Annotated in this window: 16 protein-coding genes; 9 read left to right on the top strand and 7 right to left on the bottom strand. The window is 71.5% G+C overall.

Features of this window, described 5'->3' with window-relative positions; all coding sequences use genetic code 11:
* The first annotated feature begins 10 nt into the window (after positions 1-10).
* From rplI to HHX30_RS20725, 4 genes are all read left to right on the top strand, one after another.
* Positions 11-457, top strand: a complete 447-nt coding sequence (rplI, locus tag HHX30_RS20710) for a 50S ribosomal protein L9 (protein ID WP_169983624.1) — start codon at positions 11-13, stop codon at positions 455-457.
* Between the two features lie 183 nt (positions 458-640).
* Positions 641-1,522 carry an ABC transporter substrate-binding protein gene (locus HHX30_RS20715; protein WP_169983625.1) on the top strand — a complete coding sequence of 294 codons (882 nt, stop codon included), beginning with the start codon at positions 641-643 and terminating at the stop codon, positions 1,520-1,522.
* Complete coding sequence (locus HHX30_RS20720) at positions 1,519-2,421, top strand: amino acid ABC transporter permease (RefSeq protein WP_311922651.1); 903 nt, start codon at positions 1,519-1,521, stop codon at positions 2,419-2,421. Before HHX30_RS20715 ends, HHX30_RS20720 begins: the two co-directional genes overlap by 4 nt.
* A complete protein-coding gene (locus HHX30_RS20725) occupies positions 2,418-3,161 on the top strand; it encodes an amino acid ABC transporter ATP-binding protein (protein ID WP_211592288.1) in 744 nt (247 codons plus the stop codon). The genes HHX30_RS20720 and HHX30_RS20725 overlap by 4 nt, the downstream gene beginning before the upstream one ends.
* Before the next feature lie 2 nt (positions 3,162-3,163).
* Here the strand turns inward: HHX30_RS20725 and HHX30_RS20730 are convergent, their stop codons facing one another.
* Positions 3,164-4,492 (bottom strand): MATE family efflux transporter, encoded by a 1,329-nt coding sequence (locus tag HHX30_RS20730; protein WP_169983626.1) that lies wholly within the window; start codon positions 4,490-4,492, stop codon positions 3,164-3,166.
* Between the two features lie 334 nt (positions 4,493-4,826).
* Here HHX30_RS20730 and dnaB point away from each other — a divergent pair, with 334 nt between their 5' ends.
* Positions 4,827-6,149, top strand: a complete 1,323-nt coding sequence (gene dnaB / locus HHX30_RS20735) for a replicative DNA helicase (protein ID WP_169983814.1) — start codon at positions 4,827-4,829, stop codon at positions 6,147-6,149.
* Positions 6,150-6,349: 200 nt separating this feature from the next.
* On the opposite strand, the gene HHX30_RS20740 is transcribed toward dnaB, so the two are convergent.
* Positions 6,350-6,904 carry a PadR family transcriptional regulator gene (locus HHX30_RS20740; protein WP_169983627.1) on the bottom strand — a complete coding sequence of 185 codons (555 nt, stop codon included), beginning with the start codon at positions 6,902-6,904 and terminating at the stop codon, positions 6,350-6,352.
* Between the two features lie 92 nt (positions 6,905-6,996).
* Between HHX30_RS20740 and HHX30_RS20745 the strand changes: the two genes are divergently transcribed.
* Both HHX30_RS20745 and HHX30_RS20750 read left to right on the top strand, forming a co-directional pair.
* Positions 6,997-7,554, top strand: a complete 558-nt coding sequence (locus HHX30_RS20745; protein WP_169983628.1) for a hypothetical protein — start codon at positions 6,997-6,999, stop codon at positions 7,552-7,554.
* Between the two features lie 15 nt (positions 7,555-7,569).
* Positions 7,570-8,874 carry a carotenoid oxygenase family protein gene (locus HHX30_RS20750; protein ID WP_169983629.1) on the top strand — a complete coding sequence of 435 codons (1,305 nt, stop codon included), beginning with the start codon at positions 7,570-7,572 and terminating at the stop codon, positions 8,872-8,874.
* A gap of 7 nt (positions 8,875-8,881) precedes the next feature.
* Here HHX30_RS20750 and HHX30_RS20755 read toward each other — a convergent pair whose 3' ends face one another.
* The 5 genes from HHX30_RS20755 to HHX30_RS20775 all read right to left on the bottom strand — a co-directional run bounded on the left by HHX30_RS20755 (position 8,882) and on the right by HHX30_RS20775 (position 12,755).
* Complete coding sequence (locus tag HHX30_RS20755; protein ID WP_169983630.1) at positions 8,882-9,616, bottom strand: metallophosphoesterase; 735 nt, start codon at positions 9,614-9,616, stop codon at positions 8,882-8,884.
* A gap of 104 nt (positions 9,617-9,720) precedes the next feature.
* The gene (locus tag HHX30_RS20760) at positions 9,721-10,185 is read right to left on the bottom strand and encodes an SRPBCC family protein (protein ID WP_169983631.1); all 465 of its coding nucleotides are present in this window, start codon (positions 10,183-10,185) and stop codon (positions 9,721-9,723) included.
* A gap of 95 nt (positions 10,186-10,280) precedes the next feature.
* Positions 10,281-11,063, bottom strand: a complete 783-nt coding sequence (locus HHX30_RS20765) for a helix-turn-helix domain-containing protein (RefSeq protein WP_169983632.1) — start codon at positions 11,061-11,063, stop codon at positions 10,281-10,283.
* Between the two features lie 70 nt (positions 11,064-11,133).
* Positions 11,134-11,883 carry an ABC transporter permease gene (locus tag HHX30_RS20770; RefSeq protein WP_169983633.1) on the bottom strand — a complete coding sequence of 250 codons (750 nt, stop codon included), beginning with the start codon at positions 11,881-11,883 and terminating at the stop codon, positions 11,134-11,136.
* Complete coding sequence (locus HHX30_RS20775) at positions 11,880-12,755, bottom strand: ABC transporter ATP-binding protein (RefSeq protein ID WP_169983634.1); 876 nt, start codon at positions 12,753-12,755, stop codon at positions 11,880-11,882. Before HHX30_RS20775 ends, HHX30_RS20770 begins: the two co-directional genes overlap by 4 nt.
* Before the next feature lie 132 nt (positions 12,756-12,887).
* Between HHX30_RS20775 and HHX30_RS20780 the strand changes: the two genes are divergently transcribed.
* Positions 12,888-14,384, top strand: a complete 1,497-nt coding sequence (locus tag HHX30_RS20780; RefSeq protein ID WP_169983635.1) for a sensor histidine kinase — start codon at positions 12,888-12,890, stop codon at positions 14,382-14,384.
* A complete protein-coding gene (locus HHX30_RS20785; protein WP_169983636.1) occupies positions 14,375-15,022 on the top strand; it encodes a response regulator transcription factor in 648 nt (215 codons plus the stop codon). The genes HHX30_RS20780 and HHX30_RS20785 overlap by 10 nt, the downstream gene beginning before the upstream one ends.
* Positions 15,023-15,063: the final 41 nt, after the last annotated feature.

Below are 15,063 nucleotides of genomic sequence, written 5' to 3' on the forward strand. Positions count from 1 at the left end.
CTCAGGACAAATGAAGCTCATCCTCACCACTGAGGTCTCCGGCCTCGGCGCCCCCGGCGACATCGTCGAGGTCAAGGACGGCTACGGCCGCAACTACCTCATTCCCCGTGGCTTCGCCATTCGGTGGACCCGCGGCGCCGAGTCGCAGATCGCCTCGCTGAAGAAGGCGCGTGCGGCCCGCGAGATCCGTGACCTGGGCTCCGCCAAGGAGGTCGCCGGCCAGCTCGGCGCCCTCAAGGTGCGGCTCAAGACCCGCGCGGGCGAGTCGGGCCGGCTGTTCGGCTCGGTCACGACCGGCGACATCGCCGAGGCCGTCAAGGCCGCCGGCGGTCCGCAGCTCGACCGCCGCCGCATCGAGATCGGCAACGCGATCAAGAGCGTCGGCACCCACAAGGTGAGCGTCCGGCTGCACCCGGAGGTCGCCGCCACCGTCGACATCGAGGTGGTCGCGGGCTGACACCCGTCGCAGCCCGTCGAGGGCCCTTCTCCGTACGCCGGAGAGGGGCCCTTCGCGGTTCTTCCCCGCAGGACGCGGGCGGCGAGGCGATTCCCCTCAGGTAAACAAGGGTTATACGGAACGCTAGTATCTTGCCGTCCGATTCAGCGGATTTCGTGGTAAGTCCCCCCGATGGAGGCTGTGATGCGCCGTCCTACTCTCCTGCTGGCGTCCGGCGCCCTTGTGCTGGCGGCCGCCGCCTGCGCACCGGCGAACGACACCTCCACCACCGCGAGCGGCGCCGCGAGCCCGGCCGGTTCCGCGGCCGCGAACGCGTGCGCGAAGGAGAACCTGAAGCTCACCACTGCCGGCAAGCTCACGATCGGCACCGACAAGCCGGCGTACGAGCCGTGGTTCAAGGATGACGACCCCTCCAACGGCCAGGGCTTCGAGAGCGCGGTCGCCTACGCGGTGGCCGAGAAGATGGGCTTCACCAAGGACGAGGTCGCCTGGGCGGTCGTGCCGTTCGACTCGTCGTTCGCCCCCGGGCCCAAGCAGTTCGACTTCGACGTCAACCAGATCTCCATCACCCCCAGCCGGGCCAAGGCCGTCGACTTCAGCCAGGGCTACTACACGGTCAAGCAGGGCGTGGTGGCCCTCGACGGTACGAAGTTCGCCTCCGCCACGAGCCTCGCCGAGCTCAAGGACGCCAAGATCGGCGTCCAGGCCGGCACCACCGCGCTGGAGGCGGTGCGGTCGGTCATCCAGCCCGCCAAGGACCCGAGCGTGTTCAACCAGCAGGTCGACGCCGTCAACGCGCTGAAGAACAAGCAGATCGACGCCATCGTCGTCGACCTGCCGACCGCCTTCTACGTCACCGCCGCCCAGGTGGAGGGCTCGAAGATCGTCGGCCAGTTCGCCGCGAACAGTGGACAGCCCGAGGAGTTCGGCCTGCTGTTCCAGAAGGGCAGCCCGCTGGTGAGCTGCGTCGACAAGGCGCTCGGCGACCTGAAGTCGTCCGGCGAGCTGGCGCAGATCGAGAGCCAGTGGCTGACCGCCGCCGCGGGCGCTCCGGAGCTCAAGTGACCGACGGGCAATCCGCCGCGTCGCCGGGGATGCCGGAGCACGCCGAGTCGCCCGTGTGGGTGAAGAGCGAGCGGCAGCGTCGCCGGGAGGCGGACCTGCGCGCCCGCGGGCGGCGGTCGATGTCGGTCGCCACCGCGTCCACGATCGTCGTGGTCGTCACGCTGATCGTCGTGGTCACCTCGTCGCCGGGATGGCCGCGGGTCCAGGAGTTGTTCTTCAGCCCCGAGGCGTTCGTCGCCGCGCTGCCCGACGTGCTGCGCGGCTTCCTGCTCAACATCAAGATCTTCCTCATCGCCGAGCCGCTGATCCTGGTGGTGGGCCTCCTCGTCGCGCTGGTGCGCGGCCTGCGCGCGCCGGTGTTCTTCCCGCTGCGCGCGCTGGCCGTGCTCTACACCGACGTCTTCCGCGGCATCCCGACCATCCTGCTCGTCTACCTGGTCGGATTCGGCATCCCCGCGCTCCAGTTGCAGGGCGCGCCGAGCGACCCGGTCACGCTCGGCATCATCGCGCTCGTGCTGTCCTACGGCGCGTACGTCGCGGAGGTGTTCCGGTCGGGGATCGAGTCGGTGCATCCCAGCCAGCGGGCGGCGGCGCGGTCGCTGGCCCTGAGCCACGGGCAGACCATGCGTCACGTGGTGCTGCCGCAGGCCGTCCGCCGGGTGATCCCGCCGCTGCTCAACGATTTCACCTCGCTGCAGAAGGACACCGCGCTGGTCGCCGTGCTCGGCCCGCTGGAGGCGCTGCGGCAGGCGCAGATCCACGCTGCCTCCTCCTTCAACTACACCCCCTACCTGGTCGCCGCGCTGCTGTTCATCCTGCTGACGGTGCCGATGGCGCGGTTCACCGACCATCTCGCCGCGCGGGCCGCCCGGCGCCGGACGGGAGGCGGCACGGCATGAGCCTGCTCAAGGTCGAAGGCGTCTGGAAGCACTATCACGGGCTGAGCGTGCTGCGCGGGATCGACCTGGAGGTCGCGCCGCACGAGGTCGTCTGCCTGATCGGGGCCTCCGGCTCGGGCAAGTCGACGCTGCTGCGCTGCGTCAACCTGCTGGAGACGATCGACGACGGCGCCATCTACCTCGACGACACCGAGATCACCGACGTCCGGGCCGATGCGGACGACGTCCGCCGCCGCATCGGGATGGTGTTCCAGGCCTACAACCTGTTCCCGCACATGACCGTGCTCGACAACATCACGCTCGCACCCCGAAAGGTGCACGGCGTGCGCCCCGAGAAGGCCGAGGCCAGGGCACGGGAGCTGCTCGACCGGTTCGGGCTGGCCGACAAGGCGGGGGAGTATCCCGACCGTCTGTCCGGCGGTCAGCAGCAGCGGGTGGCCGTCATCCGCGCGGTCGCGACCGACCCCCGCCTGCTCCTGCTCGACGAGGTCACCTCCGCGCTCGACCCCACGCTGGTCACCGAGGTGCTCGGGGTGATCCGCGAGCTGAAGGAGACCGGGATGACGATGATCCTGGCCACCCACGAAATGGGCTTCGCCCGCGACATCGCCGACACCGTGTGTTTCCTCGAAGGTGGCGTGCTGCTGGAGAGCGGTCCGCCCGAGCAGATCTTCAGCGCACCGGAGCACCCCCGCACCCGGGCGTTCCTCCAGCGCGTCTTGGAGGCCCGCCGCATGTGATGTCAGGCGGCGGTCCGCGAGGCGCCGGTGACCATCCAGGCGGTGCCGTACGCGCGGCGGGCGAGCGTGACGAGCCGGGCGGCCATCCAGGCGCCCAGCGCGAGCCACAGGCCGACCAGGCTGCCGGCGACGGCGGCGAACGGCAGGTAGGCCAGCGTCGTCCACAGCCCCGCCCAGGCCAGGTAGCGCTGGTCGCCCGCCCCGATGAGGACCCCGTCCAAGACGAACACGACGCCCGCGACCGGCTGCAGGAGCGCGACCGGCCACAGCACGGCGAGCAGCTCGGCGGCCGCCTCGCCCTGCGCGTCGAACAGGGCCGGGACCAGCGGGCGCGCCAGCAGGACCGCCCCGCAGAAGGCGACGCCGCACGCGACGCCCCACATGACCATGCGCCGGGTGGCCGCACGGGTGCCCTCGGTGTCGCCCGCGCCCAGCGCGCGGCCCGTGATGGCCTGCCCCGCGATGGCGATGGCGTCCAGGGCGAAGGCGAGGAACGTCCAGATCCGGGCGGCGATCGTGTGCGCGCCGATCTGGTCGTCGCCCATGCGGGTCGCGAGCCCGGTGGCGACGAGCAGCACGGCCTGCAGGCATGCCGTACGGACGACCAGGGCGAAGCCGGCAGTGCCGGCGGCCCGCACCCCGGCGAGGTCGGGCAGCAGCGAGGCGCCGTGCGCGCGGGCGGTCCGCACGACGATCGCGAGGTACGTCGCGGCGGCGAGGGACTGCGCGACGACCGTGCCCCAGGCCGACCCGGCGATCCCCCAGCCCAGGCCGAGCACGAACCAGATGTTGAGCAGGCCGTTGAGCGCGAACGACGCGACGGACACGGCCAGCGGCGTACGGGTGTCCTGCAGCCCGCGCAGGACGCCGGTGCCGGCGAGGATCAGCAGCATGCCGGGGGTGCCTAGGAGGCTGATGCGCAGATAGGTGACGGCCTGTGCGGCGAGCTCGCCCGTCGCTCCGAACAGGTGTACGATAAACGGAGCAAGAGGCCAGCACGCCACGCTGACGGCCAGACCGATGATCGCGGCCAGCCACAGGCCGTCCATCCCCTGGCGCATCGCCTGCCTGACGTCCCCCGCCCCCAGCCGCCGTGCGACCGCGGCCGTGGTGGCGTACGCGAGGAACACGCACAGCCCGACGAGAGCGGACAGGGCCGCGCTGGCCACGCCGAGAGCGCCGAGCGCAGGATCGGGGAGGTGGCCGACGATGGCGGAGTCGGTGAGCAGGAAGAGCGGCTCGGCTACCAGTGCCCCGAATGCCGGGATCGCGAGCCTGAGGATCTCCCTGTCGCGGGCACGGCCGTGTCCCGTTCCGGAGGTAAGTGGCATAAGCCTATTTTGCGGCTTACGGAGCGATGCTCGATCGGTATCAAAAACTTCGGTGAGTTTCTTCCTTCCACAGGCCGTGGATACCGAAATCCCTGGTGGGAGCGGACTTTCGCGATGCGGCCACATCTCTGTCCACAGGATCGTCCCCAGGGTTTTCACATGTCCCACGCACGGACTGCACACGTTGTCCACAGGGTTGTCCACTGGTCAAGTTGCCGCGCACCCCTGCGCTTGGGGAGACTTGCGCACCGGGCTGGTGATGCTGTGACCACCGGGCAGGGGGTGTGAGGTGAGCGTGCTCGACTTCCCGGGGGGACCGGGAGGCTCCGATTCGATGTTCGAGCGGACGCCGCCGCACAACATCGAGGCCGAGCAGTCGGTCCTGGGCGGCATGCTGCTGTCCAAGGACGCCATCGCCGACGTGATCGAGGTGCTGCGCGCCGACGACTTCTACCGGCCCGCCCACCAGATCGTCTTCGAAGTGATCACCGACCTGTACGGCCGGGGCGAGCCCGCCGACTCGGTGACCGTCTTCGACGAGTTGCAGAAGCGCGGCGAGGTCGCCCGCGTCGGCGGCGGCGCCTACCTGCACACGCTGACCGCGATCGTGCCCACCGCCGCGAACGCCGGCTACTACGCGAAGATCGTCCGGGAGCAGGCCGTCCTGCGCCGCCTCATCGAGGCCGGCACCCGCATCGTCTCCTACGGGTACGGCGGCCAGGGCGAGGAGGTCGACGACCTGGTCGACCGCGCACAGGCCGAGATCTACAAGGTCACCGAGCGCCGCACCTCCGAGGACTATCTTCCGCTGGCGGAGATCATGCCGTCGGCGCTGGACGAGATCGAGGCCATCGGCAGCCGCGGCGGCCAGATGGTCGGCGTCCCGACCGGCTTCCAGGACCTCGACGCCCTGACCAACGGCCTCCACCCCGGCCAGATGATCGTCGTGGCCGCCCGACCTGCGATCGGAAAAAGCACACTAGGTCTGGATTTCGCCCGATCTGCGGCGATCAAGCATGGGATGACCACGGTTGTCTTCTCGCTGGAAATGTCGCGCAACGAGATCACCATGCGTCTGCTGTCGGCCGAGGCGCGGGTGGCGCTGCACACCATGCGTTCGGGCATGATGAGCGACGACGACTGGACGCGGATGGCCCGCCGCATGGGCGAGGTCGCCGAGGCGCCGCTGTTCATCGACGACTCCCCGAACATGTCGATGATGGAGATCCGGGCGAAGTGCCGCCGCCTGAAGCAGCGTCATGACCTGCGCTTCGTGATCGTCGACTATCTCCAGCTCATGAGCTCGCCCAAGAAGACCGAGAGCCGCCAGCAGGAGGTCTCCGAGCTGTCCCGGGCCCTGAAGCTGCTGGCCAAGGAGCTGGAGGTGCCGGTCATCGCGATCTCCCAGCTCAACCGTGGTCCCGAGCAGCGTACGGACAAGCGTCCACAGGTGTCGGACCTGCGTGAATCGGGCTCCATCGAGCAGGACGCCGACATGGTCATCCTGCTGCACCGGGAGGACGCGTACGAGCGGGAGTCGCCCCGTGCGGGCGAGGCGGACCTGATCGTGGCCAAGCACCGTAACGGTCCGACGGCCACGGTCACGGTGGCCTTCCAGGGCCACTACAGCCGCTTCGTGGACATGGCCACCCACTGACGACAGGCCGACCTGCCGGCGTCCGGACGCGGCGCACACGGCCCGGTAGGCACGCCACTCGGCCCCGGTGAGCGTGCGGCCGGAGGCCAGGCCCCCGGCCTCGCCGCCCGCGACTGCCTGAGCTCGCGGAGGCGTCGTGTCCTCCAGAGCCGAAGCGTCTGGTCGAGGCCGAGGGAGGCCGCGGGCTCCGTGGAAAATCGTCACTCGGCCGCGGTGTGCCCGGCTTTCTGCTGCTCCAGCGCCGCCACCCGGGCGGCCGCCCACTCGGCCCAGTCGCGCTGCGCGGCGGTGAGGCGAAGACCCCACTCCAGGGCGATGTCGCCGTACAGGCGCAGTGCGTCGTCGCCCTCGCTGATGACGAACTCGCGGATGCCGCGGAGTTGGTCGTGCTCGTGTACGGCCCGCTCGGCCAGTCGCTCCAGGTAGCCGCGGGCGGCGTCGGAGCCGACCTGGTCGAGGAAGAAGACGCGCAGCAGCATGTCGCTGCGCCGGGTCTGGTTGGGCGGCACCTCGACCAGCCAGTGGTGCAGCTCGGTGTGGCCCTCCTCGGTGATCTCGTACTCCTTGCGCCCGCGCGGGCCCTCCGCGACGACCCGCACCAGGCCCTCCCTGGACAGCCGGCCGAGCTCGGCGTAGAGCTGGCTCTGGGTGGCGGGCCAGACGCTGGCCAGGGAGATCTCGAAGGTCTTCAGCAGGTCGTACCCGCTGGCGGGCCCGGCCGACAGCAGGCCGAGCATGGCATGACGAAGGCTCATGGGTCCGATCGTACATTCCTGTGTTGACATGTCGCGAGTGGAGGTTCTACTTTCGACATGTCACTCATGGAACGTCGTTGAAGGAACCTCCCGTGCTCCGTTACGTCCTCACCTTCCTCCCCTGGATCGCCTTCGCCGTCCTCAGCACGAACGGCGAGGCCAGAGTCGGAGCCGCGGCCGCGCTCCTCGTCTCGGTCGTGCTGCTCGCGGCCGACCGCCGGGCGGGGCGCGGCTGGGACGAGATGGTCATCGAGCTCAGCTCGGGGGTCTTCTTCGCCGGTCTCACGCTCACCGCGTTCACGGTCTCGCCGGCGCCCTTCGGCGAGTACGGCCCGGCCGTGTCGGTGGCCTGGCTGGCCCTCACCGCCTGGGGGTCGCTGGCCATCGGCAAGCCGTTCACCATGGGCATCGCCCGCCGGACCACCCCCGCCGAGGTGCACGCGACCCCGCTGTTCTACCGGGTCAACGCCGTCATCACCGCCGTGTGGGCCGTCGGGTTCACGCTGAACGCGGCCGGTCTCGCCCTGCTGTTCGCCCTGGCCCCGCACGCCACCGCCGCGATCATCGCGGTGAAGGTCTGCGGCTTCGCCCTGCCGGCCCTGTTCACCATCCGCTACCCCCAGATCGTCCGCGCCCGCTACGCCGCCTGAAGGGAGTCCCCCGACATGACAGAGCTGACCGCCTCCTACCTGACCGGCCACCTCGCCCCGGTCCCCGACGAGATCGACGCCCTCGACCTGCCCGTCGAGGGGACCCTGCCGCCCGAGCTCACCGGCCGTTACTTCCGCAACGGCCCCAACCCCCGCCCCGGAGAGGACCCGGGACACTGGTTCGTCGGCCACGGCATGATCCACGGCATCCGGCTGCGCGACGGGCGGGCCGAGTGGTACCGCAACCGCTGGGTGCGCACCACCCGCTTCGACGGCGCGCCCTACGTGCACGAGCACGGCGTGGACCTCGCCGCCGTCCCCGCCAACACGCACGTCATCCGGCACGCCGACAAGATCCTCGCGCTCGTGGAGAACGGCCTGCCGTACGTGATGACGCCGGAGCTCGACACGGTCGGCCCGTGCGACTTCGGCGGGCGGCTGGCCACGGCGATGACCGCGCATCCGAAGGAGGACCCGGTCACCGGGGAACTGCACTTCTTCGGGTACGGCTGGGCCGAGCCGTACCTCACCTACCACCGCCTGTCCGCGGGCGGCGAACTGGTGGAGAGCCGGCCGGTGGACGTGCCCGGGCCCACCATGGCCCACGACTTCGCGATCACCGAGAACCGCGTGGTGTGGCTCGACCTACCGGTCGTCTTCGACTTCGACCTGGTGGGCCGGGGCATGCCGTACCGGTGGGACGACTCCTACGGCGCGCGGCTGGGCGTGATGAGCCGCAGGACCGGCGAGGTGCGGTGGTTCGAGATCGACCCCTGCTACGTCTTCCACGTGGGCAACGCGAGCGAGGACGAGCACGGGCGCGTCCTCGTCGACGCCGTGCGCTACTCGCCGGGGGCGTTCTGCGGCTTCTGGCCGACCATCGGCGGCACGGCCAACCCGGCCGCCCACACGGGGGGCGCGGCCCTGCACCGCTGGATCCTCGACCCCGCCACCGGCGTCGCCAAGGACGAGCCGCTCGACGACCTGGCCGTCGAGTTCCCCACGATCAACGAGGCGCGCACCGGTCTGACCAGCCGCTACATCTATGCCGTCAGCAAGGGCGCGATCCTGAAGTACGACACCGCGACCGGTGCGAGCCGGGCGTACGAGACCGGCGAGCGCTCGCCCGGCGAGGCAGTGTTCGTCCCCGCATCGGGGGCGAAGGCCGAGGACGAGGGCTGGCTGCTGTCGATCGCGGGCACCGGGCACGGTGCGGAGCTGCTGGTGCTCGACGCGGCGGACCTGGCGCAGGTGGCGTCGGTACGGCTGCCGCGCCGGGTGCCCGCGGGGTTCCACGGCTCGTGGATTCCGGACGCCTGACGGACGGTCAGGGCACGGGCCGGTAGTGGGTGGTGATCCGGCCGTCGTCGAGCACGTGCAGGGCGATGGCCGGCGGCAGGTCGTGGTCGACCGGCGGGTGTGCCGGGGTCTCGGACGGCAGCAGCGCGGTGCTGACCACTCCCGGCGCGACCAGCAGCGGCAGCCCGGCGAACGTCGTGGCCGCCGCCGTGTGGGCGTGCCCGGCCAGCACCGCGATGGCGTGCGGGTGGCGGCCCAGGACCTCGGCCAGTCCGTCCGGCCGCCCGAGCCGGATCCCGTCCACGTACGGGATGCCGAGGGGGACGGCGGGGTGGTGCATGCCGACGAAGGCCGGCACGCCGGGCGTGGCGGCGAGCACGGAGTCGAGCCAGGCCAGGGTGTCGTCGTCCAGTGCGCCCTCGGGCCGGCCGGGGATGCTGGAGTCGCACAGCGCGATCGTCGCGTGGTCGAGGTTGAGCGCCTGGTTGACCGGGTGGTCGCCGTCCTGCTCCAGCAGGACCTTGCGGAGGTGGCCGCGCGCGTCGTGGTTGCCGGGGCACAGCACGAGCGGCACGTCGTCGCCGGAGATCAGCTCGCGGACGATCTCGTACTCCTCCATCGCACCGTGGTCCGCCAGGTCGCCGGTGAGCACGATGGCGTCGGGCCGCAGCGAACGGGCGTAGGTGAGCGCGCGTGCGGCGCGCGAGGTGTTCCGCTCGCTTCCGTCGATGTGGATGTCGCTGACGTGCGCCAGCACGAGCATGTGCTACCTCCGGGCGATGGTGGGGGACTCCAGCTTCTCACGCGAGAGGGCAGCGGTCAGGGTGGTGAAACGGTGTGACGGGCACCCGGATCCGGTGAAATCGTTCAGGATCCGTTCGCGGGCCGCCCGGAGAGCCGTTCGGCGAGGATCCGGGCCCGGGCGAGCTGGACCTTACGCGCCTGGCCCGCCGCGAAGCCCAGCAGGAACCGGGACGCGCTCACGTCCAGCCGGTCGTCCATCCGGGTGCCACCGTCCTGTGGGAACAGGTCGAACCGGTAGCCCAGCTGTACGCCGCCGGGGCTGCGCACCTGCCCGCGTACGGACAGTCCCCCGGCCGTGCGCTCGGTCAGCAGCGTGACGGCGATCGGGTTGTCGTACGACAGGCCGAGGAAGCGGAACCGTTCGACGGAGGTGTACCGCACGACCCCCGGCTCGGACCGGTCGACGTCCCGCACGGCGACCACGAGCGGTGACAGGCCTATGTAGCTCTCGGGCGTCGTGAGGTGCTGGAAGACCTCCTCCGGCGCGGCGTCCACGTGGAACGTGTTGGTCAGCACCCGTGTGGGCACCCTGCTCTCCCCCCCACCCCGGCCTCCCCCTGATTCGGGCCTGGCTCGATGGGGGAATTGTGGCAGGGCCGCGTCGCCGAGCGGACGCCGGTTGATCACGAAAGGAGGACGGCGGCCGTCGCGGCGTCGGCCGGATAGAACGACTCGATGGCCAGCTCGGAGACCGTGATGTCGAGCGGGGTGCCGAAGGTCGCCACGATGCTGAAGAACGACAGCTCCCGCCCGCCCCGCCGCACCCGCAGCGGCACGAGGATGTCCCCGGGGCCGGGCAGCTCCACCTCGGGCTCGGGCTGGTCGCAGGGGTAGTCGCGCAGCTCGGCGTACAGCTCGGAGAGCCGGGGATCGGCGGTGAGCGTGATCTGCCGGCGCAGCCGCCCGAGCAGGTGCGCCCGCCACTCTCCGAGGTTGAGGATGTGCGGGGCGAGCCCTTCCGGGTGCAGGCTCGCCCGCAGCACGTTGCTCAGCAGGTCGGGGTCGATCCCCTCCGCGAGCAGGGAGATGCCCTCGTTGGCGTCGACGAGGTCCCAGGCGCGGTCCACCACCACGGCCGGATAGGGGTCGTGGGCCGACAGCAGCCGCCGGACCGCGTCGTACACCGCGGCCATGCCCGGCGAGTCGAGCGGCGACTCGGTGTAGACGGGGGCGTATCCGGCGGCCAGCAGCAGGTGGTTGCGCTCGCGGAGCGGAAGATCGAGATGCTCGGCGAGGTGGAGCACCATGTCGCGGCTGGGAGTGGCCCGGCCGGTCTCCAGGAAGCTGATGTGCCGCGTGGAGATCTCGGCCTGGTTGGACAGTTCGAGCTGGCTCAGCCGCCGGTGCTCGCGCCACTGACGCAGGAGCTCGCCGAACGGCCGCTGATGAAGCGTGGCGACGGTCACGACCCCGACGCTATCCGCTCGCCGATCGGCCCGGCGATTACCCCTGAGGTAGCCGCGGAGCCGACGGCGGCTACTGCCAGCGGAACAGCCGGGCCGCGGCGAGGCCGGCGGCCAGTGCCCAGCCCGCCAGTACGGCGAGGTGGAGGGGCTGGGGGGCGTGCCCGCCCAGGGCGTCCACGAGGCCCTGGCCAAAGGCGCCGGTGGGGGTGAAGTCGCTGATCCGGAGCAGGACCTCGGGCATGAGCGGCCGGGGCAGCCACATCCCCGCGAGGAAGAGCAGGGGGAACATCAGGGCCGCCCCCGCGCCCTGGACGACCCGGGAGTTCGGCGCCACGGCGGCGAGCAGCAGCCCGAGGGCGAGCATGGCGACCGAGCCGAGGACGAAGACCATCGCGAACGCCCAGGGCGCCTTGGGCAGCGGCACTCCGAAGGCCAAATGGCCCACGATCAGCGTCAGCGCGGTCGCCACCACCGACACCGCCACGTTGACGAGCAACTGGGCGGACAGCAGCGATCCGGGCCGTACCGGCGTGGTGGACATCCGCCGCAGCACGCCGCGCTCCCGGTAGAGCACCAGGGCCGACGGCAGCGCGCTGAGCGCGAGCGTCACGATCGACAGCAGGATCATCATGCCCGTGAACGGCGCGTCCACGAAGCGCTGCCCGTCCAGCGACGGGTCCGCGTCCCGGAAGCCGGGAATCGTGCCGCCGAGCGCGAGCAGCAGCCCCACCGGCAGCACGATCACGAAGAACACGGCCGCGGGCTCGCGGAGGAACAGCCGGGCCTCCACCGCCGCGAGCTTTCCGAATGCCTTGGTCATGACTCCTCCTGGCCGGTGAGAACGAGAAACGCGTCGTCGAGAGTGGTGCGCTCCATGCGCAGGTCCCGCATCCGGGCGGGGGGCAGCACGGCGGTGACGGCGCTCAGCAGGTCGGTGGTGCCGGTGACCGTGACCTCCGCGTCGTCCCCGTCGGCGGTCACCGCGACGGACGTCACCTCGGGCAGCGCCCGAAGGCCGTCGACGGGCTCGCCGGTGTGGAAGACCAGGCGCTGCTCGCCGCCCGCGCGGGCGACCAGCCCCGCGGGGGTGTCCACCGCCCGCACGCGTCCCCGGGAGATGACCGCGACCCGGTCGCACAGGCGCTCCACCTCTTCCATGAAGTGGGTCACGAGCAGGACCGTCACGCCGCGGTCCCTGATCCGGGCGACCAGGTCCCAGGTCTCGCGGCGGGCCCGCGGGTCGAGGCCGGTCGTGAGCTCGTCGAGTATCGCGACGCGCGGGCTGCCGACCAGCGCGAGCGCGACCGACAGCCGCTGGCGCTGCCCGCCCGACAGCTTCGCGAAGGGCGCGCGGAGGTCGAGCCCGGCCTCCTCGGCCAGGGCCCGCCAATCGGCCGGGCGGGAGTAGAACGAGGCGTAGAGCGCCAGCGCCTCCCCGACCCGGATCTTGTCGGGCAGCGAGCACTCCTGGAGCTGCACGCCGACCTGTTCCTTCAGGTCCGCGTCCACGGTGACCGTGCCCGCGGTGGGGGTCCGGAGCCCGGCGACGCACTCGACCGTCGTCGTCTTCCCCGCCCCGTTGCGGCCCACGATGCCGAAGACCTCGCCCTCCTCCACGGAGAACGACACGTCCTCGACCGCCACCCGCGTTCCGTACGTCTTGCGGAGGTGGTCCACGGTGATGATTGCCATGCCGACGACGCTAGAAAGCGGGCGGGCGGCCCGGAATGCGTCTGCGGACCCGGCGGGGGTGCACTTTCCCCCACCCCCATCGGGTGGCCCGGGCCACTGTGCCGGCCCGGCGGAAGCCCGCAAACTGGGTGCATGACCTCAGCTCGCCCGACTCTCGTCGCCCTCGGCCGGGGCGTCGCCCTCGCCGGTCTCGCTCTGCTGGGACAGGTCGCGGGCCTGGTGATGCTGGCCGCCGTGCTGCTCACCTTCCTGGTCGGCCTGGTGGTCGTCTTCCCGCCGGCCGTACGGCTCGCACGGGCCGTGACCCATATGCAGCGTGGGCTGGCCGCGCGATGGTCGGGCATATCGATCGACGAGCCCTATCTGCCCGCGCCGCCCCCACCGGTCCCGCAGGGTGACGGCTGGTACCGGGACGGCCGCACCCTCTACAAGAAGCCCACGATCCCGGCCTTCAACAAGCGGTGGAACTGGATGACCAAGGATCCGGCCACCTGGCGCGACTTCGCCTTCCTGATGGGGGATCTGTGGATGGGCGGCCTGCTCGTCGCCGCACCGCTGCTCGCGACCGCGTACGGCGCCGTCCGCCTGGTCGCGGGCGACCCTGCGGGCGCGGCCTGGATCCTGCTGCCGGTGAGCACCGCGTACTGGTACGCCCCGTGGGCCGTGCGCGCGCACAGCGGGATCGCCGCCGCGCTGCTCGGGCCCACCGAGAAGGCCAGGCTGGCCCAGCAGGTCAGCCGCCTGGACGCGGCGCGCACCGAGGTCGTCGACTCGCAGGCCGCCGAACTGCGCCGGATCGAGCGCGACCTGCACGACGGCGCCCAGGCCCGCCTCGTCGCGATCGGCATGACGATCGGCGCGGCCGAGCAACTGCTGGAAAGCGACCCGAAGGCCGCCCGGGCGCTGCTCGGCAAGGCGAGTGAGGCCTCGGCGACCGCGCTGCAGGAGATCCGGCGGCTGGTGCGCGGCATCCATCCCCCGGTGCTGGCCGAGCGTGGTCTCGGTGACGCCGTACGCGCCCTCGCCCTGGACAGTCCGCTGCGCGTCCACGTCACGGTCGACCTGCCGGAGCGCGCCTCCGCCCCGCTGGAGTCCGCGGCGTACTTCGCGGTCAGCGAGCTGCTGGCGAACGCCGCTCGCCATGGCGACGCGACCGAGGCGTGGGTGGACGTGAGCGCGCAGGGCCCGGCGCTGCGCGTGACGGTGACCGACGACGGCCACGGCGGCGCGGACCCCGAGCGCGGCACCGGTCTGCACGGCATCGAGCGCAGGCTCGGGGCCTTCGACGGCGTCCTCGCGGTGAACAGCCCTGTGGGCGGTCCGACCACGGCCGTCATCGAGCTGCCGCGGGCGTTCCGGGTGCGGTCGGCGCCGGTGTCGGCGTGGCGTTACTTCGGCCGGATCTGCTGGGCGCTGTGGCCGATCGCGCTGTTCCCGCAGGGGCTGGTCGCGATGGTGTTCAAGCTGGTGGGATCGCCGGTGAAGTCCTGGTTCCTCGGCCTGTACGTGGCCGAGCCCTTCCAGTGGCCGGTCATCGTCGGCATGATTGCGCTCGGTGGCGGCCTGCTGGCCGTCGCGCTGGCGACGACGGTGCGGAGCAGGGAAGCGGAGGGCGGCGGGTGCGGGTAGTTCTTGCGGAGGACCTGCACCTGCTGAGGGAGGGCCTGGTCGCCCTGCTGCGCGCCCACGGCTTCGAGGTGGTGGCGGCGGTCGAGTCCGGCCCGGAGTTGCTCGCGGCGCTGGTCGGCGAGCGTCCGGACGTGGCCGTCGTGGACGTACGGCTCCCGCCGACCTTCACCGACGAGGGGCTGCAGGCCGCCCTGGCCGCGCGGCGGCAGGTGCCGGGGCTGCCGGTCCTCGTGCTGTCACAGCACGTCGAGCAGCTGTACGCCAGGGAGCTGCTGGCCGACGGGTCCGGCGGCGTCGGCTACCTGCTGAAGGACCGGGTGTTCAACGGCGAGCAGTTCGTCGACGCCGTACGCCGGGTCGCGGGCGGGGGGACGGCGATGGACCCCGAGGTGATCGCCCGGCTCCTGGCGAGCAACGCGCGCAACGAACCGCTCGGCCGGCTCACCCCGAGGGAGCGCGAGGTGCTGGAACTGATGGCGGAGGGCAGGTCCAACGCCGCGATCGGGCAGCGGCTGTTCCTCAGCGACAGCGCGGTGGGCAAGCACACGGCGAGCATCTTCGGCAAGCTCGGACTGGCGCCCTCCGACGACGACAACCGCAGGGTCCTCGCGGTGCTCGCCTTCCTCAACAGCAAGTAGCGCCACTGGGATTGTCAGTGCGGCCCGCTACTTTGGACAGC

Origin of the sequence: Microbispora sp. H10836, from assembly GCF_012999525.1 — a bacterium.
Taxonomy (GTDB): domain Bacteria; phylum Actinomycetota; class Actinomycetes; order Streptosporangiales; family Streptosporangiaceae; genus Microbispora.